Here is a 21599-nt window from a genome sequence, read left to right on the forward strand (position 1 = left end):
GAGCCGGGACTTTCACGATGCGCTCACACAGCAATCGCGTGTGCTCTGAACAGAGGCCGCTTCACGGCTGTCCGATCGTTGGCTGACGAACCGGGAAGGAGTTTCGCTCAGCGTGACCTGCCGGGACCCCATCGGCGATTCGCCGAGGAGCGGTTCTCCGCGCTAGGAGGCGTCTTACCTGCTTGGAGAGCAAGCCGACTCTCCTTGAGTACTGCGAGAATGCTTGCCCGTTTGTTGCTCAACCCCGAAGTCTCGCGGTCGTTGAAGTCATACATGGCTTTGACAAGCTTCGGATCACGACGGTGACCAAGCGTGGCAAGCCCGTCACCGAAGGCAGGGCGACTGCCGGGCGTCACAATCGTGATGATCGCATTCTCGATGCGCGGAATGGCGGCGTGACTGTGTGCGACCAGGTCACGATAGGCGGCCAGCACGTGGGTGTTGTCAAGGTCGGCGGCGTGCACAGGCGGCGTGACCCCGGAACGGAGCAGGCGTCCGTGGCGAACGGCCTGCTCCACACGGGATAGGTCATACTCGGCCACCACTCGGAGAGCGTCGACCGTACGCAGCACGGTCATAAGCACGGTGGGCATGTCGGCCATGTGGAGGGCCAACTGAGCAGGGATTCTGCTCATCGTGGCGCGGGACTGGCCAAAGGTCCAGCCTGGATCCGCCGAGACCATCCGTCGCGTGCAGATCACCAGGTGCTTGAGGTGCACCTCAAGGTCGGAGGGAGCCTTGCGAAGGGTAGTGGTAGCCCATTTGTCCCAGATGCCGCGGACATCGTTCCATCGGGTGTAGACACGCTGCACAGCTCGGTGGCCTCCGGCCAGTAGGCGTTGGGCAAGTTGAGTGCAGTCGGGGCTGATCTCAGTGCTTCGGCGCAGCAGCAGGTTGCAGGCGACCATGGCCGAATGCAAAGTTCCCGCCGCGCCGATGGCATGGAGTTGCCACCGTTGATCTGTCGCATCGCCGGTGGAACTTGCGGCCAGCGTGCGGATGGCTTCGGTCTTCGCCGTGATATCGCGGAAGAGATCGGAGATTGAGAGGTGAACGCCTGGGAGCGGTTCGAGAGTGGGTGCTTCGTACAGCGGCACTGCCTTGAGGGTTGCTTGCCCGTGCTGCACCGCTACCCCTTCAGCAGAGACGCCCAACGAGCGCAGCGCGTGATGCACGTGCTCCAGCGAGGTTGATCGCAACGCTGGTTGAACCTGGTGCAGTACGGTGCCGAGCTGCTGGGCGCCGTCCCGCACCAGCTTCCCGATGGCAAGTTGGACATCTGGGTGGCAGATGGCGTTTGCCCAGTCAGTGAGGTTGGCGGTGCCGTCGGGGGTGTGATGTGTCTTGAGGAGATCCAGCCCGATGCCGAGAGAGACCGCGCATCCGTCGATATGGCGGGCGACCGGGTGCCGACATTGCCATCCCGAGGCATCGAGCTCCTTCTCCAGGGTGGACAGGTGCTCGTAGGCCACACGCATTCCATGCCATGTTTCGTTGGATGAGGTGTCAACCTTCAAGTCGGCGTATCGCGTGAGCGTCTTCACCAGTCGTGTTGAGGCACCGACGATGGCGGCGGTGCCTTCGGTCGACGTCTGCCCCTTCATGGCGAACTGCTGAGCGAGCCTTAGTTCATCGGCAGCGGTGCAAGCGAAATCGCCGAACACTGTGGAAGGCATGAGTGGGTGTTCTGACAGTAGATGCCCCATATGGGCTGTAGCTCTGGTGAGAGTCTCATACCACCCTGTTGACTCTTAGTCTCAATTCAGATGCTGTGAGTGACATGCAGGGTGAAGGGGAAACCGGGCGCAGGCCCTACCCGAGCGACCTGACCGAGGAACGTTGGGCACTGATCGAACCGCTGATCAGCGCATGGAAAGCACGCCACCCCTCGGTCAGCGGCCACCGCGGCCAGTACCCGATGCGCGAGATCGTCAATGCCATCCTCTACCAGTCCCGCACAGGCTGCCAGTGGCGCTACCTCCCGCCACCCAGCGCCGTCTACTACTACTTCGCCCTCTGGAGAGACGACGGCACCACCCAGACCGTCCACGACCTGCTGCGCTGCCGGGTACGCGAACACGTCGGCCGCGCCGAGGACCCCACCGCGGTCGCCATGGACACCCAGACCGTGCGCGCCGCGGCCGGGGTACCCGCCGAAACCACCGGACTCGATCCGGCTAAAAGAAGCCGGGGCCGCAAGCGCGGCATCGCCACCGACGTGCTCGGCCTGCTGATCGCCGTGACGGTGGCGGCCGCCAGCGTGCACGACAACGCGATCGGCGTCGACCTGCTCGACAAAGTCGCCGTCGACAATCCCTCCGTCACCACCGCGTCGGTGGACGCGGGATTCAAGAACGCGGTCGCCCACCATGGCAGGACCCTGGGCATCACGGTGCACACCGTGCAGCCCCCGCACGGCGCACGCGGGTTTGTCCCCGTCCCCAAGCGGTGGGTGGCCGAGCAGACCTTCGGCACCCTCATGCTGCACAGGCGGCTCGTGCGCGACTACGAGCGGCTGCCCGCGAGCAGTGAGGCGCGGGTGCACTGGTCGATGACCGACCTGATGACCCGCCGCCTGACCGGCACCGCCACTCCTGCCTGGCGCGACCCGCAGCCCGGTGTGCCGGCCGCCGCGGCATGAGCTCCCCGCTTCCCTCCGACGCACTGCTGAAGCATCTGGACGAGCGGTGCCGGGAGGCACAGGAGGAGGTCGACCGCCTGACCTCGGAGATCGCCGGGCTCACCGATCGCCTGGCCGGCGCCGGGCAGCTGCTGACCAGGCTGGAGCTCACCCGGCAGACCCTGGTCGAGATCGCCGGGCAGCACACCGCGCCCGAACCGGCCGCCGCCGCCCTGCCGCCCGCCTACCAGGACGTCCTCGCCGCCATCACCCGTGCCGGCGAGGGCCTGCGAGCGAAAGAGGTCTGCCTGGCCCTTGGCCTGGACCTGCAGCACAAGACGGTTGAAAGTATCCGCTCAAAACTCAAGCGGCTGGTCGGCCGAGACCTTCTGATTGAACCCGAACCTGGGCTCTTCGTGCTCAACCGGCGCAGAAACTAGCAGAACACCCACTGAGAACTGGCTCAGGCATATGTTCCGTGAGCCGTCGGTCGGATACGTCACGGTTCTAAAGTTCTGGCCGGTAGCCGACTTATTGATCGCCAGCATCGCCTGTGTGTCGATCAAGGAGCTGCTCCCCCTCTTGCCGCCCCATCTGGCCCAGGTGCACGTCGACCAGGTCTCCCAAACCGGCGCCTCGGTGCGGATCAGAGCCAGGACCATGACGGGCCGAGCGCACTGCCCGAACTGCGCGACACCGTCACAGCGCAGGCACAGCCACTATGAGCGGCGCCTGCTCGACACCGCGGCCGGAGGCCAGGAGACGCTGATCCACCTGCGGGTTCACCGGTTCATCTGCCACAACGACGCCTGCGCAAGGCGCACCTTCGCCGAGCGGGTGCCGAATCTAGCGGTCCGCTACGGCCGCCGCAGCGTCGCGGCAGGTCAGGCACTGCGCGCGGTCGCCCTGGCCCTCGGGGGCCGCGCCGGTGCCCGCCTGGTCGCGCGCCTGGCCCTGGCGGTCAGCCGGATGGCGCTGATCAGGCTGATCCGCGCCCTGCCCGAGCCCGAGCCCGCCCCCGCAGCCGGCCCGGCGGTGCTGGGCGTCGACGACTTCGCTCTGCGCAAGGGCAGGGTCTACGGAACCGTCCTGATCGACATACCCACGGGACGACCGATCGACGTCCTGGCCGACCGAACCGCCGACACCCTGGCCACCTGGCTGCGGACACACCCCAATGTCGAGATCGTCTGCCGCGACCGTGCCGACGCCTACGCCGACGGCACCGGCCGCGGAGCCCCCGACGCAGTCCAGGTAGCCGACCGCCGGCATATCTGGGGGAACCTCGGTCAAGCCGTCGAGCGCACCGTCACCGCACACCGCCTGCACCTGCGGGCCATCAGCTCCGCATCTGCGGCCCGGGCCGCACCGCCTGCAGCGCGCCCGCCTGCTCCCCAGCCGGCTCACGCGCCGCAGACCAGGCAGGATCGGACCGCGGTCCGCACCCGGAAAAGGCATGTCGCCATCCATGACCGGCTCGCCCCCGCGGCCACGCCTCAAGCAGACAGCCCGCCGACTGAATCTCGGCCGCAACACCGTCCGCAGGTTCGCCCGAGCCGCCACGCCCGAAGAGCTCCTCGTCCATACCGGTACCGGCCGGCAGGCCAAAAGCTTGGAGGTCTTCGACTCCTACCTGCGCCATCGCGAAGGCTGTGCCAACGCCGCACAGCTCCATCGCGAACTGCGCGGCCGCGGTTGCACCGGTGCGAGCACGGTCGTCCGCCAGTACGTCCGGCCGTGGCGGGCTGGCCTTTCCGCCGAGCCGTCACCGCGGCGGCCCCCGACGGCCCGTCAGGCCGCCGGCTGGTTCCTGTGCAACTCCGTCAACCTCAAACCCGACGAGCAGCGCGGTCTCGACACGCTGTGCGCCGCCAGCCCGCAGCTGGCCGCCCTGCAAGACCATGTACAGCACTTCGCAGAGATGATGACGCACCGCCGCGGTCGGCACCTCGAGGCCTGGATGACCGTACGGGCGAGCGAACCTCGACCTCCTCCGCAAGCGCGTCCTCCTCGCTGACTGAATCGGCGCTCACGGAACATCTGCCTGAGCCACGGTTGGCGCGTCGTCCACATGAGAAGCTGCAATGGAGCTCGTCCTCCCGAGACGAGTGCAACGCTGGGTGGTCTCATCGCTTCCCCACCCCTCCGAGTCGCCGCCATGGAGCTCGCCCTCTCGGGACGAGAGCAACATGGCCAGGAATCTGCCGGCGCGCTCCCACGCGAAGCCGCAATGGAGCTCGTCCCCTCGGGACGAGTGCAGCTCGGCACAGTGGGGGGTGCCGTACGCACCATGAGCGAGCCGCAATGGAGCTCATCCTCTCGGGACGAGTGCAACCAGTGGCCCGCGCTCACCACCGCGCGCCGCCGCCTGGCCGCAATGGAGCTTGTCCTCTCGGGACGAATGCAACATGGGGCTCACCGTGGTGACGGGGCCACCCGCTGCTGGGCCGCAATGGAGCTCGCCCTCTCGGGACGAATGCAACTGTGGCGGATCTTGTAGGTGAGCTTGTCCGCGGTGCCGCAATGGAGCTCGTCCTCTTGGGACGAGTGCAACCACCCAATGCTCGTGGGGTGTCGGCATGCTGGTGCAGCCGCAATGGAGCTCGTCGTCTTGGGACGAGTGCAACCGGCGATGAGCCAGCCGTCCTCGTACGACTCGAAGATGCCGCAATGGAGCTCGTCCCCTCGGGACGAGTGCAACTCGGGTGAGCGACCATTCTGACGACCGCGTCCCAGTTGCCGCAATGGAGCTCGTCCTCTCGGGACGAGTGCAACCGGTGTCGGGGGTCGGCAGTTTCTGGGCGGCCTTGAGGCCGCAATGGAGCTCGTCCTCTCGGGACGAATGCAACTCGCCATGTTGCGGACGCAACGCCCGCGAATGGCGCCGCATTGGAGCTCGTCCTCTTGGGACGAGTGCAACAGCTGCGCCTTAATCTCCTCATCCAGGTAGGCGATGCCGCAATGAAGCTCGTCCTCCCGAGACGAGTGCAACCTCCAGGATGGCCCGCAACCGCCCCGCCTCCGCCGTGCCGCAATGGAGCTCGTCCTCTCGGGACGAGTGCAACGTCTACGAGATCGCGGACGGCGACGCCGACACCGGGACGCCGCAATGGAGCTCGTCCTCTCGGGACGAGTGCAACACCGGTTCAGTCAGAGGGTCGCGGCGCATCAGCGCGCCGCAATGGAGCTCGTCCTCTCGGGACGAGTGCAACCACGGGTCGCAGATGCTGACCGCGCTGGTGCCGAGCCGCAATGGAGCTCGTCCTCTCGAGACGAGTGCAACGACTGGCCGCCCATCAGGTCTTCGACCGCCGTCGTGCCGCAATGGAGCTCGTCCTCTCGGGACGAGTGCAACCTTGCGGTCGTGGCCTTGGCGGGGGGCGCCGCAGCGGCCGCAATGGAGCTCGTCCTCTCGGGACGAGTGCAACGGTTCACCACGTGGGCAAACAGCTGACAGTAGTCGTCGTGCCACATCGGCGATGGGCGATTTGTCACCGAAACGGTTTGTCTGAGCTTCGGAACCTCCCGGGGAAATCGTGAGAGCTTGAGGTTCCGAACCTGTGACCCGGTCACCGGGATGGCAGTCTTCAGTTCTCAAGTAGCCCAATCCGGGCAGCTCACACCCAAGGCCTCGCCTACAGGGTAGGCCACTGGAACGTGAAGATCGCCAAACGGCGCGTCACATGGGGTGAGCGAGGGCCCCTAGGGAGCGCCTCGACGTGCCCGGGGTGTTCATCGTGCTGGAAGGCGATCTTGGAAGCCGGCCTGGCTGCTCCCCCGCCGTGTCGGGATCTCTTCTCGGGTGACGGCGTGTCCCGCGGACAAACCACGGACAAATGATCAAGGGCCTGGTCTCCGTCTCCGGAAACCAGGCCCTTGACCTGCGCTTACTTGGTAGCCGGGGGCAGGATTTGAACCTGCGAACTCTGGGTTATGAGCCCGGGGACATGCTTAATGGTCTGCCATGCGCCCGGACAGCCGGGGAAGCAGGCACCGCGGGTCGTGTGCCCCGCAGTCGGCAGGGCACAGGGGACCGCAAGTGGACCGAAAGATCTTCGAAACCGGCTGAGGCCAAGGTGTGATCGTCGGGTTGCGTACTAGGGCGAAATAGGCCGGCCCGGCCGGGTGACCACCGCGAGCCGGTGCCCGTCGAGGCTCAAGGGCATGGGCTCGCGGTGGATCCCCGGGCGGGGCCGTACCGAGCCGGGGATCCACCGCACCCGGACCACCACGTATCGATCAGAAAGCCGTAGACGATGAGCAGATATGCGGGCCGCGATGCCTTCATCCCCAGAACCGGCGGGGTGGCGTCATGACATCTCCGGACTATCGGGACGTGGCCGACAGCCCCGCCCCCTCGGTCGCCGAGCACGTGCGCAGATACATCGCCACCGACGGCCGCGACGGCTACATGGAAGGCGGTATGACCAACCTCGTCCTGACCGCCAAGTGCAGGAAGTCCGGCCGGTGGCTGCGCACAGGGCTGTTCTTCGGCGAGGACGACGGGCGCTACGTCCTTGTCGCCTCGGGCTCGGCCATCACGCACACCCATCCCGGGTGGTACCGGAACGTGGTGGCCAACCCGGAGGTGCGGGTGCAGATTGTCGGGGAGCGTTTCCTGGCGCGGGCCCGCACCGCCGAGGGCTGTGAGTGGGAGCGGCTGTGGCGGATGATGAAGCGGCTGGCTCCGATCTATCTCACCTATGAGGCACGCGCTCGCCGCGAGATCCCCATCGTTGTTCTCGAACGCCTCTGACCGCCGCCCGCCAAGGTGTGCTAGTCCTCGTCGTGCCCGCCGTCGAGGTAGTTGTGCAGGCGGCCGGCCCCCTCCAGCATGGCGCGGGCGCGCTGGGTCAGCTCGGTCTGGCGGCGGGCGATGGCCTCGCGGAGGGCGTCGCTGCTGCCGGTGCGGCGCAGGCCGTCGAGGATGGGGCGGATCTGGGGCAGGGGGTAGCGGCCCTTGCGGAGGATGTTGATCATGCGGGCGTCGCGCACGTCGGCCGAGGTGAAGCGGCGGTAGGCGGTGTGGGGGTCGCGGGAGGGCAAGAGCAGGCCGGACGACTCCCACACCCGGAGGGCGGAGGTGCGCACGCCGAGGTAGCGGGCCACGTCGCCGATGCGCATGCCCGACTTGGGCAGCGCCGAGTCGTCGGGGGTCTCACCGGCGACCGCCTCCAGGGCCTCGCCGGCGTCCCACAGGGAGCGCCGCTCGTCGTGGAGTGCGGCGTGGCCGGCGTCGATCAGGGTGAGCGCCGCGGGCACGTCGCCGTCGTGGACGGCCTGCATGATGGAACGGGCGGTGTCCCATCCGAATCCCCTGCTGAGGGAGCGGTAGGTCAGCAGCGCCCGGCGATGCCTGACGTCCAGCTTGCGATAGCCGGAGGGGGTGCGAGGCGCGGGCGGGAGGATGCCCGCGTCGAGATAGTTGCGGATCTGCTGAGTGGAGATGCCCGCCGCGCGCGCCAGGTCGATGGGCCGCAGCCCGCTTCTCTCCCGCCGCACCATCGGAAAGCCCCCTCCCCGGTCCGCGATTTAAGGGTTCGCGACCGGCCAGGCCATCATATGGCACCGCCTGAAGCGTGAAGTCTCAACGTTACACTTCAATGGAACACTTGAAGGCATGGAGACAGGCGACAGCCAGAACCACGATCCATCCCTGACAATCCACACGAGAGACCTTCGCATGCGTTACGGCACGACCGACGTGCTGCGCGGCGTGGACATGGAGCTGCGCCGAGGCGAGGTCCTGGCCCTGCTCGGCCCCAACGGGGCGGGCAAATCAACGACCATCGAGATACTTGAGGGTTTTCGCCGGCGATCCGCCGGCCAGGTGAGCGTGCTCGGCGTCGATCCCGACCGGGGCGACGAGGCGTGGCGGGCCCGGCTCGGCATCGTGCTCCAGTCGTGGCGCGACCACGGCAGGTGGCGGGTCCGCGAGCTTCTCGACCACCTCGGCCGCTTCTACACCCCCTACACCACCCCCTACGCCGCCGACGAGCTCATCGACCTCGTCGGCCTGGCCAAGCAAGCCGCCACCCCCGTCGGCCGCCTCTCCGGCGGGCAGCGGCGCCGGCTCGACGTGGCGGTCGGCATCGTCGGGCGTCCGGCCCTGCTGTTCCTCGACGAGCCGACGGTGGGGTTCGACCCGGAGGCGCGGCAGGAGTTCCACGACCTGGTGCGCAGGCTGTCGGAGCTTGAGGACACCTCGATCCTGCTCACCACGCACGACCTGGACGAGGCGGAGCGGCTCGCCGACCGCATCCTGATCCTGGTGGCCGGCCGCATCATGGCCCGCGGCACCGCCGCCGAGCTCGCCGCGCAGGTCGCGGGCACGGCGACCGTGCGCTTCAGCCGCGACGGCGAGTTCCACGAGCATGAGGTCGCCGACGCGACCACCTTCGTGCGCGAGCTGTTCGAGAAGTACGGCACAGCCATCGGTGACCTGGAGGTGCGCCGGGCGAGCCTGTCGGAGGTCTACATGACGCTGGTGCGCGAGTTCGAGTCCGGCCGGCGCACCGAGGTGCCCGCGGAGTTGTCGGAGGTGCCGGCGTGAACCCCCGCATCGTCGCGATCCGGGCCGGTGTGCAGCGCGGCCGGATCGAGTTCCGGCAGACCGCGACCAGTCCCGGAGAGATCCTCGGCTGGTTGTGGATGCCGCTGATCGCCCTCGTCGTGATGTACGTGCTGAGCGACACCGCGGTCCCGGGCACCGACTTCTCCCTGGGCTCGCAGGCGGTCCCCGGCATCCTCGCGATGAACGTCGTCTTCAGCGCCCTGCTCGGCCTGGCCGCGGTCCTCACCATGGACCGCGGCGACGGCACCCTGCTGCGGGCCAAGGCCACCCCGAACGGCATGCTCGGCTACCTCACCGGCCGGGTGCTGAGCCGGGCGGCGCTCAGTGTGCTGATGCTGCTGATCGTGCTGATCCCTTCGGCGTTCATCTTCGAGGGCCTGCAACTCGGCAGTGCGGTCGCCTGGCTGCGGCTGGCCTGGGTGCTGGCGCTCGGCCTGGTGGCTACGCTGCCCGTCGGGGCGGTCCTCGGCGCGGTGTTCAGCGGCCCGCAGGGCCTCAGCCTGGTCAGTTTCCTCGTCATGGGCCTCTCTGCGATCTCGGGCGTGTTCTACCCGATCGCCGCGCTGCCCGAGTGGCTCCAGTGGATCGCGCAGGTGTTCCCGCTCTACTGGCTCGGGCTCGGGATGCGCTCGGCGCTGCTGCCCGAGGCGGTGGTCGTCGCCGAGATCGGCGAGTCGTGGCGGACCGTCGAGATGATCGGCGTACTCGGCGTGTGGGTGGTCATCGGGTTCACGCTGGCGCCGATGGTGCTCCGCCGTATGGCCCGCCGCGAGTCGGGCTCGAACCTGGAGGCGCGCAGGCAGCGGGCCATGAGCAGCATGGGCTGACGCCAAAATGCGCGCGGGGGTGGAGCCGCCCCGGGGGCTCCACCCCCGGAAGGCCCGGGCTCACGGCGGCTCGGGCTCCCGGGGGCCGCGCGGAGCCGGGCGGCGGCCGTGGGGCTGGGCCGGCTCGGGCCCGACGCCGGCGAGGGGCGGCACTCGCCGTACCTCGGGCCTGCCCGAGGTGAGCGTGACCTCCTCGCCGTGGTGGCGGACGGTCAGCGGCGGGCCGCCGGCCAGGGTGTAGACGGCGTCGCGATGGTCGATCTCCACCTGGAGGCGCTGCCCGCGCAACTGCACGGTGAAGCGGAGCCGGGTGAGGTTCTCCGGGATCCGCGGGCAGAAGTGCACCTGGTCGTCCCGGTGCCGCATGCCGCCGAAGCCGCCCACCACTGCGAACCACGTGCCCGCCAGGGAGGCGATGTGCAGGCCGTCGCGGGTGTTGTGCTGGAGGTCCTCCAGGTCCATCAGGGCCGCCTCGCCGAGGTAGTCGTAGGCCAGGCGCATGTGCCCCACCTCCGCGGCGACGACGGCCTGGCAGCACGCCGACAGGGAGGAGTCGCGCACGGTCAGCGGCTCGTAGTAGGCGAAGGCCCGCGCCTTCTCCTCGGCGGTGAACTCCTCGCCGTGCAGGAGGATCGCCAGCACCAGGTCGGCCTGCTTGACGACCTGCTTGCGGTAGAGGTCGAAGTAGGGGTAGTGCAGCAGCAGCGGGTAGCGCTCCGGCGGGGTGTCCGCGAAATCCCACGACTGGAACCGCGTGAAGCCCTCGCACTGCTCGTGCACTTTGAGGTCGGGGTTGTACGGCACGACGATCGCACGGGCGGCGTCCCGCCAGGACGCGGCCTCCTCGTCGTCGACGCCGAGGGCCGCGGCCGGTTCGGGGTGGCGTTGTGCGAGGTCGGCGGCGGCGCGGAGGTTCGACCGCGCCATGAGGTTGGTGTAGAGGTTGTCGTCGCGGACCGCCGTGTATTCGTCGGGGCCGGTGACGCCGTCGATGTGGAAGCGGCCCTCGGCGTCGTGATAGCCGAGGGAGCGCCACAGCCGGGCGGTCTCCACGAGCAGTTCCAGGGCGCAGTCGACCTCGAAGTCCTTGTCGTCGGTGAAGCACAGATAGCGGGTGACGGCGTCGGCGATGTCGGCGTTGATGTGGAAGGCGGCGGTGCCCGCCGGCCAGTAGCCCGAGCACTCCACCCCCTGGATCGTGCGCCACGGGAAGGCCGCGCCGCGCAGCCCGAGCTGGGCCGCGCGTTCGCGCGCCTTCGGCAGGGTGCGCTGCCGCCAGCGCAGCTCCTCGGCGGCGGCCCGAGGGGCGGTGCAGGTCAGCACCGGCAGTACGAAGGTCTCGGTGTCCCAGAAGCAGTGGCCGTCGTAGCCGGAGCCGGTCAGGCCCTTGGCCGCGATGGCCCGGCCCTCGGCGCGGGCGCCGGCCTGGAGCACGTGGAAGAGGGCGAACCGCACGGCCTGCTGGATCTCGGTGTCGCCGTCGACCTCGACGTCGGCGCCCGCCCAGAACGCGTCGAGGTAGGCGCGCTGCTCGTCGAGCAGTCCCTGCCAGCCGGTGCTGCGGGCGCCGGTGAGCGCGGCCTCCACCTGGTCGCGCATCGCGGGCAAAGATCTGACCCGCGACCAGCCGTACGACACGAGTTTCTCCAGGCGCAGCGGGCGGCCCTTGGGCAGGAGCGCGGTCACCGTGAAACGGCCGATGTCAGGACCGCTCTCGCCGTACGCCTCGGCCTGTTCGCACCCGCTGACCGTGTGGTCGGCGGCGGCGGCGACGCGGATCCCGCTGACGGCGGTGCGGTGGATGAGGCGCAGGCGAGTGCCGTTGGCGACGTCCTCCTCCGGCTGGAGCGAGCCGGCCAGGACCGTCGAGACGCGTGGGTCCCCGTCCGCGGCCTCCGGGAGCTGCTCGTTGGCGATCAGCTCCGACTGCACGACCACACGGACGTCCTCGTCGAGCGGCTCGACCTCGAAGGCGACGGCGGCCACGGCGCGCTGGGTGAGGGAGACGAGCCTGGTCGAGCGCACCCGGATGCGGCGGCCGGTGGGCGAGGTCCAGACGCAGTCGCGGTGCAGCAGTCCGCTGCGCAGGTCGAGCACGCGTTCGTGGGACTCCAGCCTGCCGTAGCGCAGGTCGAAGGGGGTGTCGTCGACGAGCAGGCGGATGATCTTGCCGTTGGTGACGTTGAGGATGGTCTGGCCGTGGACCGGGTTGCCGTAGCCGATCTCGGCGTAGGGCAGCGGATGGCTTTCGTACACCCCGTTGAGGTAGGTGCCGGGCAGGCCGTGCGGTTCGCCCTCGTCCAGGTTGCCGCGCCACCCGAAGTGCCCGTTGGACAGCGCGAACACCGACTCGCTCTGTGCCAGCACCTCCAGGTGGAGTTCGGTCTCGCGCAGGCACCAGGGTTCGATCGCGTACGCCGGATGGCTGATCAATGTGTGTCCCCGAGCAGTTCGGCGAGGTCCTTGACGACGATGTCGGCGCCGTGCGCCCGCAGGGCCGCCGCGTGCCCGATCCGGTCGACGCCGACGACATAGCCGAAGGCGCCCGCCCGGCCGGCGTCCATGCCGGCGACGGCGTCCTCGAACACCGCGGCGTGCTCGGGGGTGACACCGAGGTCCGCGGCGGCGGCCAGGAAGGTGTCCGGGGCCGGTTTGCCCGCGAGGCCCCGCTCGGCGGCTACCCTGCCGTCCACACGCACGTCGAAAAGATCTCCGATGCCCGCCGCGTCGAGCACGTCGCGGCAGTTGACGCTGGACGACACGACGGCGGTCGCCAGGCCCGCCCGCCGTACGATCTCCAGGAACTCCACCGACCCGGGATAGGCCTCCACGCCCTCCTCACGGATCTTGGTGAGCACCAGGTCGTTCTTCCGGTCCCCCAGGCCGCGCACGGTGTCGAGGCCGGGCGGATCGTCCTCCTCCCCCTCGGGCAGCGTGATGTGCCGGGAGGCGAGGAAGGCGCGCACGCCGTCGTAGCGGGGGCGGCCGTCGACGTAGGCGTCGTAGTCGGCCTGGCCGAAGGGGCGGAAGCCGTCGCCGTCCCGGCGCCGGAGGAAGTCGTCGAACGTCTCCTTCCAGGCCGCCTCGTGGACCACGGCCGTCTTGGTCAGCACGCCGTCCAGGTCGAAGAGGAAGGCCCGCACCTCACGCGGGATCAGCAGCTTCATAACCGGCTCATCCCCACGATGACCTGCTTGAACACCCCCTCCGCGCGCGGAAGCGGGCGGGCTCAGGAGGTGAGGCCGAGCTCGCCCACGTGCGCGCCGGCTTGGAAGCGGTACTCCGATTCAAGGCGCTTCATCAGCTCGGCCACCCGGCGCCGGTAGGTGCGCACCGAGATGCCGAGCCGCCGCGCCGCGTCTCGTCGGTTAGGCCCGCGCGGAGGGTGCCGAGGATGGCCCGGGCCTCCGGGCCATCCGCGGGTAGCTCGGTGCGCATCGACCAGACGCGCAGGTCGGCGGAGGACCGCCAGGTGGCGTCGAAGGACGGGCGAAGACCTCGCCCTGCTCTCCTGGCTGAACACGCCCTAGCGGGTGAACACCTCGAAACTCACCGCGCGTCGCCCGCCGAACCGCGCCGACGCCAGCGTGGTCGCCTCGTCCATGAAGGCTCTGCAGTACGCCTCGGGGTCCTCGTCCGTCAGCGCCTCGATGTAGGTGCGGTGCTCCAGGAGGGAGGCCACCGCGCGCTCCACGCCTTCCTCGACGGCCACGGCGTGCGTGGGGTGCGGCGACGCCGCCACCGCGGTCCACCGCACCCCGTCCCACGGTTCCAGACCCTGCTCGGTGAGCTCGGGGAAGATCCACCGGTTGCCGGCGTCGGCCGCCGCGTCGATCGCCGCCCGCCCCACCGCCCGGTGGTCGGGGGTGTTCCACATCGTGCCGTCCCAGGTGTCACGGTGGTTCAAGGTGATCACAAGCTCCGGCCGGTGGCGGCGGATCGCCGCGGCGAGGTCGCGGCGCAGGGCCACCCCGTATTCGATCACGCCGTCGCGGTGATCGAGGAACTCCACCGCCGTCACCCCGACCGCCGCGGCACTGGCCCGCTGCTCCCGCTCCCGCAGGGGCGCGGCCTTGTCGGGGTGCAGCCCGTCGATGCCGGCCTCCCCGCGCGTCGCCAGCGTGTAGACCACCTCACGGCCCTCGTCGACCCAGGTGGCGATGGCGGCGGCGGTGCCGTACTCGAGATCGTCGGGGTGGGCGACGATGGCGAGCGCGCGTCGCCAGTCGGAGGGCATGGAGGCCAGCTGTTCTTGTGTCACGCCCCCATGTCTACCAGGGGTACGGCAGAGCCGGCGGAAACGTGATCGCTCCGGCCGTCGTCGTCCTGGGCCGGCGGCGCGCCGGGCTCATAGGCCGATGTCGGGCAGGCGGCCGATCTGGGCTAGGACGTCCAGTTGGTCGAAGTAGAGGCGCATGCTGATGATCAGTCCGTTTTCGACGGCGCACACGAAGCAGGCGCGGAGCTGCAGGGAGCGGCCTGTGGGCTCGATCCGTCTGCCCGCCACCACCAGGGGGCCGGTGTGGGTGCCGACGACGGAGAACTCGTCAACGGTGATGTCGCCGACTCCGGTCGACTGCCACGACTCCACGCGGGAGTCGGGGAAGGCGTCCCAGAACATCTGGACGTAGGTGGCGAACTGTTCGGGGCCCTCGGCCTCCCCCTCGGGGCTGGTGCCGACGGCGGCCGGGCTGAAGGTGCTCTTCAGGGTCTCCATGTCGTGGTCGCTGAAGGCGGAGATGTATCTATCCATGACCTCGCGGGCCGCCCCGGTCATCGATCCCCCAAATTGGATCCGCGCGCGGCCGGACCGCCGCCTAGAGCATGCCGTGCAACCGCTCTCATCAGGCACGATGCTACGCCCAGCCACCCGCGAGCCCCCGCGCTCCGACTTCGTACGGCGCGGCGGAGCTAGTCAAGCCTCCTTGACGTCAGGCTGTCTTGACGAAACACTCGGAATCATGATTGATCCCGACACCGTGGAGCAGCACCACACGCTCCTCACCGCAGCCGCCCGCCTCAACGACCTCCGCATCCGCGAAGCCCTCGCCTCCGCCGGCGAGGAGGACGAACCCGGCACACCCTCGCTGACCCGCGAAGAGGCCCTCGAACTACTCGCCCTCGGCGAGGTCCTCGCCCGCAAGGCGGGCTACGGCAGGCAGCTCACCGTTCGCTCCGCCCGCGCCGCGGGCGCCTCCTGGACCCAGATCGGCACCGCCCTCGGCACCAGCAAACAGGCCGCCTGGGAGGCCCACAACCGCTGGATCGACGACCAGGCCCACCACGACGCCCGCCACGGCCACTACGGCTGGGACCCTTCCGACATAGCCGCCGCCCGAGCCCTCGCGGGAGAAAACGACACCTGACGTTTCCAGCGGTCGCCGACCGTGGAACTCCGGCTCCGGTTTCGCCGGGAACGGCAAAGCTGCAGTGCCTGACAAGCGTTGCAGGCCGTACACGACCTCGACGATGAGGGGCTCCAACCGCTGCGCGGAGCGATCAAGGTCAGCCGCCGGGTGGTAGACGAGGGACTCCGGTGGGGATAGGGCAGCCAAAAGGACGAGATGTTGTCAACGGCCAAGTGCGTGTGGCTCTGGCGCAAAATGTGTGACGTCCTCACACAGGGTCATTTCCGCCGGAGGTCACAGAGGATGATCTTCCGGAGAAGGTCGAGGTTGGCTCGCCCATATCGGCTCCGTTTGAGCGCCTTGATCCTCGTTACGTTGCCCTCAACGGCGCCCGAGGAGTAGGGCAGGGTCAAGCTGTTGGTGACGGCGTCCAGGTCTCGTTCGATGCCGCGGGCGAAGGAACGCAGCTGCGGGATGTCAGCGGCGTGTACGGTGGCCGGCCACGCCTTCAGGATGGACGCTCCGGTGCGGTTCATCATCATCTCGGCGAACGCGGTCACGTGCTGGACCAGGTCGGCCTTGTGCGGCGTCGAGGCGCTCTCCACCGCCGACGATGAGACCGTGACTGGCGGAGGAAGGCTTTAACGTCTTGCCCTTCTCGAGTTCGAGCAGGTCGCCGCCCGCACCACAGCCGCCGTCTACACCGGCCACATCGTCGGCATGGCCGAGGTCATCGCCGTGCGGGATATAATCAGTGCCTTCAGCGACATCGATGAACGCCACGGCGGGCTTCACGGCCGCAGTGCCTTGGTCACCTACCTGCGCGACGACGTCGCCCCGCTGTGCCGGGGCCGTTTCCGCACCGACGAGATCCGTAGTCAGATGCTGTCGGCCGCCAGCCGTGGCGTTCACCTGCTGGGATGGAAAAGCTATGACGCCGGGCACCAAGGCCTCGCCCAGCGGTACTACCTGCAGTCCTACGCTCTAGCCGCCGAATCGGGCATCGCAGGCCACGACGGGTTCGTGATGCGTACCATGGCCATGCAGGGCCTCAAGCTCCACCGCCCCGAGCACTGCCGATCACTGGCCGAAACAGGCCTTGCTCGCGCAAAAGGACGAGTGGACAGCCAGACCGAAGCCCTGTTTCGGATCGTATACGCCCACACTCTGGCTAAAACCGGCCATCGACGTTCTTCACTGGCCGAGGCCGAGCGAGCGCATCTCCTGCTGAGCACCAACCCCGGTGACGAAGTGCCGTTCTGGGCATTGGCGTGGGGACCTCCGGTGGCATCTGTGCACTCGCGCGCCGCCAAAGTCTACGAAGCCCTCGGCGACCACGCGGCCGCCGCCGAGCAGTACGCCGGCGCCGCCACCAGCCGACCTTCTGGCACCTACGCCCGGATCGTCGCCCTGGACCTGGTGGCCGCTGCCGAGATGCAGCTCAAAAGAGGCGGCATCGAGCAGGCGTGCTCCACATGGAACCAGGCCATCGACCACCTGGACGGCGTGCGGTCCGTCCGCACCCGCAAGGCAGTCACCAGAATACGCGTCGAGCTGGGCCGGTTCCGGGCTCGCGGCCTGCGGTGTGCGGCCGAGCTCGACGAACGGGCCCGGGACTTCCTCACCCGCGCCTAGAGCGCATCGCAGGTGCCGCCTCCAAGCCATACCCGACTATGCCGCCGCACGATCGGCTCCAGGTAGTCCACCTGAGGGCCGGCAAGGCGGGCCACCTCGGCGGCGGAGCGGACAAGCGCGATCTCCTCCAGCTCGGGGTCACGCCCCCGCGCCGCCTCAGCAGCCAGCAGGGCCGTGAACCGCTCGCGCAGTAGCGGCTCCGGCCTGGCCGCGACACGGAAGAACACACCGATACTGCCGTTCTCACCGCACGTGACCGCCCACAGGGTAAGCTCTGCGGGCTCCAAGTCGCTGCCGGTCTCCTCGGCCAGCTCCCGGGCGGCCTGATCGCGCAGCGCCGCCTCATCGAGGTGTTCGCCGGCGTCGGGCGGCTCGAGCGAGCCACCGGGAAGCTGCCAGCGGCCGGGGGCGGCGGTGGACGGCGACATCCGCCCCACCAGCAGGGCGCCGTCATCGGTCGGCTGCACCGCGACGACGAACAGCGACGGCAACGCGTCGGCACCCGGCACCCGGCGCAGCGCGTAGTGCCGGTAGGTCACCCGCGTCCAGGACAGCACCAGGCTGCACGGCCCGTCCCACTCCAGCCCCGCGCACGCCACCACCGGCCCGTCGAACAGGCTGCCGGGGTTGGCCCTCACCGCCTCATCCCACACACGGTCCATCGCGAATCGGTGTTCGGACGGCACCTGCGGCGCGGCGGTCTCAATCAGGCGCAATCGCTGAACTTCCAGCATTTCAACGCCGTCGGGCTCTGGCTCGGTCACCGGCTCATCGTAGGAGCGAACATGCGGCGGTGAGGTACAACCAGGCCGAAGATTCACGCCTTGGTCCGGCCAGCCGATGTGTAGAGCCCTTGTAGCGACTGTGGGCACGCACGGACGCGACCACTGACGTGATCGCTCCGTCATGACAGGGCGGCGGTCGAAGCACCGCCCCCTAACATCGTGGCGGTAGCTCGTTGTCCAGGTGGCCGGACATTAGGCAGTGCAGGCCGGAGGCGTAGCCTCTATAGGCGGATCGCTGAAACTAGAAGCCGGTCCAAAGGTCGCTGTCGCGCCTTTGCTTGAGGGTGCCGAGGCGGTGGTAGAGCTGAGCTGTGACCGCTTGCTCACCTCGATCACTACGCCGGATAAAAGCTCCCAGCGTGTGAAAGTCACGCATTCTGGTCAGAATGGTGTGCCCCGGCCATGTGCGTGGGTCGTAGCCGTACGCATCGACGAAATCTCTGAGGTCATCCTCTGTGGCTCCATAACGCACCGACTGAAATGTATTGGCAAGGTCGAGCTCGCGCGGTGCCATCCCGGCTTCATCCCAGTCACCGAACCGTACAGCGTCGCCGTCCCACAATGTGTTCCCCGTGTAAGCATCGCCGTGGACAAGCCCCTCACCCAGGGGAAACCGAAGCTCGGAGTAGGCCTCAAGCAACTCGTCAACTGCACCCAATAACCAACACCGGTCGGCGTCCGCGAGATGGGAGCTGCCTTCCACCGTGCTCCGCAACGACGCCAACGGCTTGTAACACGGTAGTTCCATAGGTGGCCGAGGCAACGCGTGCAGCCGGCGTAGGAGCGTACCGAGGTGCTTTGTGCCGGGAATCGGCCGTCCCAGCTGTTGCGGATAGTAGCGCCACCACGTCATCACGTACTGCTCCCGCACGACAGGTTGATCAATCTCCAGCGGCTGGGTGACCGGGAGCCCCTGCAGCACCAGCCAGCGGGTCAACGCGACCGCCCTCGCTGCGGCTGCCATGGCAGTGCTCGGTGCCACCCGCACAACGGCGTGGTCATCGGGCAGCAGATAGACGGAAGTCGCATGCTGCCGCAGCGGCACCATGCCTTGAACCGACAGACCGACGGCGGCGCTGCCTTCCCGGATCACGTTGATCATGAGGCCATTTCCCCTTCCACAGACGTAACGCTGTCGATCAACTCGTATCCCTGGATCTGCTCGGCGAGCTCCCGTGCGCTGCCGTTCCTCGCGAAGGACGGCCGTTTCAGCATGTCCTCGATACGGGCGAGAGCGCTGCCGAACTGCTGGATCCGCCGCTCCACGGGGATCTCGACGACCGGCCGCAGCCTACGCACGGCCTCGCGGACGTCACCCTGGGCAAGAGGAGCAAGAGCCGAGTCGACGCGGGCCAAAGCCTCGTCACCATATGAACGTTCGTCTTCTGGCCCTCGCTCATATGCCGCGATGGCCGCCGCTGCATGACGATCCGCAGCGGCATGCTCGCCGAGCAGGGCGTAGGTTCCGCCCATGTAGTACTCCTGCTTGGCGAGAGGGAAACTGAAGATCCCGCCGAACTGCGCCACATCGTCAAGCTGCGGGCTCTCCTCCCGAGCCGTGTACAAGCGTGCGAGAGCGGCCGCCGCCCGCTCCCGATCGCCGATGCGCGCGGCGGCGCGGGCTTCGATGGCGGCGATCCGGATGCGGGATGCCCCAGCCGGAGCGCTCTTGGCGGCCCTGCAGGCCAACCGTACGGCCAGCCTGCTCTGCGGCGACCACTCGGCGATGAGAGCAGAGGTGCCTTGGGCCCACACGTGTAGCCCTGTGTGGCCCGCCTGTTCCGCGCACGTCCAGGCGGTTCTGGTCTGCGCCATCGCCGAGCGCTGATCTCCAAGGCTGGGCACGACGCATGCATGGACGATTGCATCAAGTTCCGATGGCCGCGCCCTCCTGCACCTGGCATGGAGTGGAGCCTGTCCGGCTACCTCCACCTTCTCGCCCCGCTTGGCCTCCGGGTCCGCGTCGTCCGTGAGATGTCACACGCCTTCACCCTGTTGGGGCTCTCCCTCGACGAGTCCTGATTCGAGTACGTGGGGCCACCCTTCAGAGGGGGGCGGGTGGTCCCACCTTCGCCGGTCTCAGTCGCGCCCTTTCTCCAGGCGCGCCGCGCTGACGATGCAAGGTGGCCATCAGCGTCCGCCGACGGCTGGCTTCCTCCCTTTGGAAGGTGCGAAAGAACAGGATACGGGCGGTCTTGGTGGCGTAAGCGTTGGGACAGTCGATCCACCTCCGATACCCGTGCATCGCCACCGATGTTTCCTAGGCCAGGTCCTCAGCCTGGTGGGGAAGAGCTCCAATCCGCCGCAGCTACTGCTGCGGCATGAAGGAGGCGTCTTCGTAGAAGGCGGTGAACGTCTGCTCGTCGTTCAGTGCGCCGCACGTGCCCAGGATCCAGCGGCTGGAGGCCTGGCGGCGCGGAACAACGGCCTGGCCCGAGCGGCGGCCATCGTGCTTTGGTGCACCTGAGCGGCGACACGGCACCGAGACCATGGACTCCATACGCCGCGGTAGTTTCTCCGGCTACGCGGACCTGTCTCAACGTTACGCCGACGCCGAGGTCTCCGAGGATGACATGGACGAGAGCTTCGACGAAGGTGTGTACGGTGACCCCACTTATCTGAAGGCGGTCTTCATGGCCGTGCCTGAGTTCGAGACGGGTGTGAGGGTCGACGCGGCTTTGCTGGACAACCTGCCCTACGCCTTACATCTCTGAGGACCACACGTTTTAGGCGGTCGCCAACCTGACCTCCGCACATCGGGGCCACGAGAGTGGCGCCCGCCGACCGTCGTTGGGGTCGGTCAGGGGGTTTCGCGCCACGATCGGGCGATGCGTTTGGCGATGCACTGGAGTTCCAGGCCGCGCCAGGTGAGGTCGACTACGTCAGGCGGGGCGGTAAGGAGGGCGTCCCACCACCATGCCGCCCAGAGGCCGCCTTCTATCTGGCTTACCCGGAACTCGGGAATCTCCGGCCGGTCTCCGGAGCCCGGCCGGCGTGATCCCCAAAAGGGAAGGGTGCCTGCGTCGATGTCATGACATTGACGGTAGGAGTCGATGACGTCCTGTTCTACGAGAATTGGGAAACGTGCGCATCACGCTTCGGTGAGCAATTGCCACCCGTGAGGCGAGCACCGACATTGGACAGCAGTGCGGCAGCCGCGCCGATTCCGCCCGTCCGCTACATGAGATGGAGGGCGAAGAGCGTGGTCCACAGGAAGCCGGTCCCGATGGTGAGCCGCTGAAGCAGCCCCGCCACGTCGGCGTATCTCTTGACCTGGGCGAACCCCATGCTGCTGAGAACGAACAGCACGAAGAACGCCACCCCGCTGACCAAAGAGTAGACCCCCCAGCCGACCGCCCCCTCCCCCAGGAAGCCGGCGCCGGTCACGAGAATGGCGATGGGCCACGCCACGAAGGTGGACACGGACAACAGGTCGTGGAGGCGGCCGGTGAGGCTTTGCCGTACCGGCACGTCGGGGGTGCCCGGCGGGTAGCCGCCGGCGGGGTCGGTGACGAACGCGCCGGCGCCGATCAGGCCCGCGCCGTGTGCGCCGATCAGCACCGCCACCACGTGTGAGCCGCCGGCCTGCCAGAGGCCGGCGGCGAAGGCCAGGGTCAGCAGGCCGGTGACGACGAAGTTGGCGGTCTGCACCCAGCCGTGGGGGCCGAGGGCGAGGCAGCTCACGGCGTGCCGCAGCTGCCGGTAGTGCGGGCGTAAGGTGCCCGCGATCAGGAAGACGGCGACGAACAGCGGGCCGCTGACGGCGCCCGCGAGCAGGAGGAGTTGGGTGCTCACGGGGCACTCCCCGGC

At 68.4% G+C, this 21599-nt stretch carries 19 protein-coding genes and 2 pseudogenes; 10 read left to right on the top strand and 11 right to left on the bottom strand.

What is annotated here, in order from left to right; genetic code table 11:
• Positions 1–107: 107 nt before the first annotated feature.
• Positions 108–1676, bottom strand: a complete 1569-nt coding sequence (locus Ssi02_RS32365) for a hypothetical protein (RefSeq protein WP_204031383.1) — start codon at positions 1674–1676, stop codon at positions 108–110.
• A 104-nt stretch (positions 1677–1780) separates the two neighbouring features.
• On the opposite strand from Ssi02_RS32365, the gene Ssi02_RS32370 reads away from it, so the two are divergent.
• The 5 genes and pseudogenes from Ssi02_RS32370 to Ssi02_RS32385 all read left to right on the top strand — a co-directional run bounded on the left by Ssi02_RS32370 (position 1781) and on the right by Ssi02_RS32385 (position 7376).
• The gene (locus tag Ssi02_RS32370; RefSeq protein WP_239130208.1) at positions 1781–2641 is read left to right on the top strand and encodes an IS5 family transposase; all 861 of its coding nucleotides are present in this window, start codon (positions 1781–1783) and stop codon (positions 2639–2641) included.
• A complete protein-coding gene (locus Ssi02_RS32375) occupies positions 2638–3060 on the top strand; it encodes a hypothetical protein (protein ID WP_204031385.1) in 423 nt (140 codons plus the stop codon). The genes Ssi02_RS32370 and Ssi02_RS32375 overlap by 4 nt, the downstream gene beginning before the upstream one ends.
• A 220-nt stretch (positions 3061–3280) precedes the next feature.
• Positions 3281–3898, top strand: a pseudogene (locus tag Ssi02_RS40000) (ISL3 family transposase); the annotation flags it as partial.
• Positions 3899–4088: 190 nt separating this feature from the next.
• The gene (locus Ssi02_RS39055) at positions 4089–4637 is read left to right on the top strand and encodes a hypothetical protein (protein ID WP_239130189.1); all 549 of its coding nucleotides are present in this window, start codon (positions 4089–4091) and stop codon (positions 4635–4637) included.
• A 2295-nt stretch (positions 4638–6932) separates the two neighbouring features.
• On the top strand, positions 6933–7376 hold the full coding sequence (locus Ssi02_RS32385; protein WP_204031387.1) for a nitroreductase/quinone reductase family protein: 444 nt from the start codon (positions 6933–6935) through the stop codon (positions 7374–7376).
• Positions 7377–7396: 20 nt separating this feature from the next.
• On the opposite strand, the gene Ssi02_RS32390 is transcribed toward Ssi02_RS32385, so the two are convergent.
• On the bottom strand, positions 7397–8125 hold the full coding sequence (locus tag Ssi02_RS32390; protein WP_204031388.1) for a MerR family transcriptional regulator: 729 nt from the start codon (positions 8123–8125) through the stop codon (positions 7397–7399).
• Positions 8126–8240: 115 nt separating this feature from the next.
• On the opposite strand from Ssi02_RS32390, the gene Ssi02_RS32395 reads away from it, so the two are divergent.
• Together Ssi02_RS32395 and Ssi02_RS32400 are read left to right on the top strand one after the other, a co-directional pair.
• Entirely contained in the window at positions 8241–9173 is a 933-nt protein-coding gene (locus tag Ssi02_RS32395) for an ABC transporter ATP-binding protein (RefSeq protein ID WP_204031389.1), read from the top strand.
• Positions 9170–10021 carry an ABC transporter permease gene (locus tag Ssi02_RS32400; protein ID WP_239130190.1) on the top strand — a complete coding sequence of 284 codons (852 nt, stop codon included), beginning with the start codon at positions 9170–9172 and terminating at the stop codon, positions 10019–10021. The genes Ssi02_RS32395 and Ssi02_RS32400 overlap by 4 nt, the downstream gene beginning before the upstream one ends.
• 60 nt (positions 10022–10081) lie before the next feature.
• Here the strand turns inward: Ssi02_RS32400 and Ssi02_RS32405 are convergent, their stop codons facing one another.
• From Ssi02_RS32405 to Ssi02_RS32420, 4 genes are all read right to left on the bottom strand, one after another.
• Positions 10082–12454: a glycoside hydrolase family 65 protein gene (locus tag Ssi02_RS32405; RefSeq protein WP_204031390.1), complete on the bottom strand. Its 2373-nt coding sequence runs from the start codon at positions 12452–12454 to the stop codon at positions 10082–10084.
• Positions 12451–13188: an HAD family hydrolase gene (locus tag Ssi02_RS32410; RefSeq protein WP_204031391.1), complete on the bottom strand. Its 738-nt coding sequence runs from the start codon at positions 13186–13188 to the stop codon at positions 12451–12453. Before Ssi02_RS32410 ends, Ssi02_RS32405 begins: the two co-directional genes overlap by 4 nt.
• Before the next feature lie 359 nt (positions 13189–13547).
• A complete protein-coding gene (locus Ssi02_RS32415) occupies positions 13548–14258 on the bottom strand; it encodes a PIG-L deacetylase family protein (RefSeq protein WP_204031447.1) in 711 nt (236 codons plus the stop codon).
• A gap of 111 nt (positions 14259–14369) precedes the next feature.
• Positions 14370–14798 (bottom strand): ester cyclase, encoded by a 429-nt coding sequence (locus tag Ssi02_RS32420; protein WP_204031392.1) that lies wholly within the window; start codon positions 14796–14798, stop codon positions 14370–14372.
• Between the two features lie 184 nt (positions 14799–14982).
• Here Ssi02_RS32420 and Ssi02_RS32425 point away from each other — a divergent pair, with 184 nt between their 5' ends.
• A complete protein-coding gene (locus Ssi02_RS32425; RefSeq protein ID WP_204031393.1) occupies positions 14983–15387 on the top strand; it encodes a hypothetical protein in 405 nt (134 codons plus the stop codon).
• A gap of 260 nt (positions 15388–15647) precedes the next feature.
• On the opposite strand, the gene Ssi02_RS39060 is transcribed toward Ssi02_RS32425, so the two are convergent.
• A complete protein-coding gene (locus Ssi02_RS39060; RefSeq protein ID WP_204031394.1) occupies positions 15648–15974 on the bottom strand; it encodes a transposase in 327 nt (108 codons plus the stop codon).
• 94 nt (positions 15975–16068) lie between these two features.
• Here Ssi02_RS39060 and Ssi02_RS32435 point away from each other — a divergent pair.
• Positions 16069–17004, top strand: a pseudogene (locus Ssi02_RS32435) (NsdA family TPR-like regulatory protein); the annotation flags it as partial.
• On the opposite strand, the gene Ssi02_RS32440 reads toward Ssi02_RS32435, so the two are convergent.
• The 3 genes from Ssi02_RS32440 to Ssi02_RS32450 form a co-directional block, all read right to left on the bottom strand.
• Positions 17001–17768, bottom strand: a complete 768-nt coding sequence (locus tag Ssi02_RS32440; protein ID WP_204031396.1) for an NUDIX domain-containing protein — start codon at positions 17766–17768, stop codon at positions 17001–17003. The pseudogene Ssi02_RS32435 and the gene Ssi02_RS32440 overlap by 4 nt on opposite strands.
• A gap of 262 nt (positions 17769–18030) precedes the next feature.
• A complete protein-coding gene (locus Ssi02_RS32445) occupies positions 18031–18891 on the bottom strand; it encodes a phosphotransferase family protein (RefSeq protein WP_204031397.1) in 861 nt (286 codons plus the stop codon).
• Positions 18888–19634 carry a hypothetical protein gene (locus Ssi02_RS32450; protein ID WP_204031398.1) on the bottom strand — a complete coding sequence of 249 codons (747 nt, stop codon included), beginning with the start codon at positions 19632–19634 and terminating at the stop codon, positions 18888–18890. Before Ssi02_RS32450 ends, Ssi02_RS32445 begins: the two co-directional genes overlap by 4 nt.
• Before the next feature lie 644 nt (positions 19635–20278).
• Here Ssi02_RS32450 and Ssi02_RS32455 point away from each other — a divergent pair.
• Positions 20279–20503, top strand: coding sequence for a hypothetical protein (locus Ssi02_RS32455; protein WP_204031399.1), 225 nt, complete (start codon positions 20279–20281; stop codon positions 20501–20503).
• A gap of 463 nt (positions 20504–20966) precedes the next feature.
• On the opposite strand, the gene Ssi02_RS32460 is transcribed toward Ssi02_RS32455, so the two are convergent.
• Positions 20967–21584: a DUF998 domain-containing protein gene (locus Ssi02_RS32460; protein ID WP_204031400.1), complete on the bottom strand. Its 618-nt coding sequence runs from the start codon at positions 21582–21584 to the stop codon at positions 20967–20969.
• Between the last annotated feature and the right edge of the window lie 15 nt (positions 21585–21599).

Source organism: Sinosporangium siamense, from assembly GCF_016863435.1.
In the GTDB taxonomy this organism is placed as follows: Bacteria; Actinomycetota; Actinomycetes; order Streptosporangiales; family Streptosporangiaceae; genus Sinosporangium; species Sinosporangium siamense.

What these genes read in the sequence shown, in the direction of transcription:
- Ssi02_RS32365 (WP_204031383.1), bottom strand. Translation starts at nt 1,676, where the DNA reads ATGCCTTCCACAGTGTTCGGCGATTTCGCTTGCACCGCTGCCGATGAA.
- Ssi02_RS32370 (WP_239130208.1), top strand. Translation starts at nt 1,781, where the DNA reads ATGCAGGGTGAAGGGGAAACCGGGCGCAGGCCCTACCCGAGCGACCTG.
- Ssi02_RS32375 (WP_204031385.1), top strand. Translation starts at nt 2,638, where the DNA reads ATGAGCTCCCCGCTTCCCTCCGACGCACTGCTGAAGCATCTGGACGAG.
- Ssi02_RS39055 (WP_239130189.1), top strand. Translation starts at nt 4,089, where the DNA reads ATGACCGGCTCGCCCCCGCGGCCACGCCTCAAGCAGACAGCCCGCCGA.
- Ssi02_RS32385 (WP_204031387.1), top strand. Translation starts at nt 6,933, where the DNA reads ATGACATCTCCGGACTATCGGGACGTGGCCGACAGCCCCGCCCCCTCG.
- Ssi02_RS32390 (WP_204031388.1), bottom strand. Translation starts at nt 8,125, where the DNA reads ATGGTGCGGCGGGAGAGAAGCGGGCTGCGGCCCATCGACCTGGCGCGC.
- Ssi02_RS32395 (WP_204031389.1), top strand. Translation starts at nt 8,241, where the DNA reads ATGGAGACAGGCGACAGCCAGAACCACGATCCATCCCTGACAATCCAC.
- Ssi02_RS32410 (WP_204031391.1), bottom strand. Translation starts at nt 13,188, where the DNA reads ATGAAGCTGCTGATCCCGCGTGAGGTGCGGGCCTTCCTCTTCGACCTG.
- Ssi02_RS32415 (WP_204031447.1), bottom strand. Translation starts at nt 14,258, where the DNA reads ATGCCCTCCGACTGGCGACGCGCGCTCGCCATCGTCGCCCACCCCGAC.
- Ssi02_RS32420 (WP_204031392.1), bottom strand. Translation starts at nt 14,798, where the DNA reads ATGACCGGGGCGGCCCGCGAGGTCATGGATAGATACATCTCCGCCTTC.
- Ssi02_RS32425 (WP_204031393.1), top strand. Translation starts at nt 14,983, where the DNA reads ATGATTGATCCCGACACCGTGGAGCAGCACCACACGCTCCTCACCGCA.
- Ssi02_RS32445 (WP_204031397.1), bottom strand. Translation starts at nt 18,891, where the DNA reads ATGATCAACGTGATCCGGGAAGGCAGCGCCGCCGTCGGTCTGTCGGTT.
- Ssi02_RS32455 (WP_204031399.1), top strand. Translation starts at nt 20,279, where the DNA reads ATGGACTCCATACGCCGCGGTAGTTTCTCCGGCTACGCGGACCTGTCT.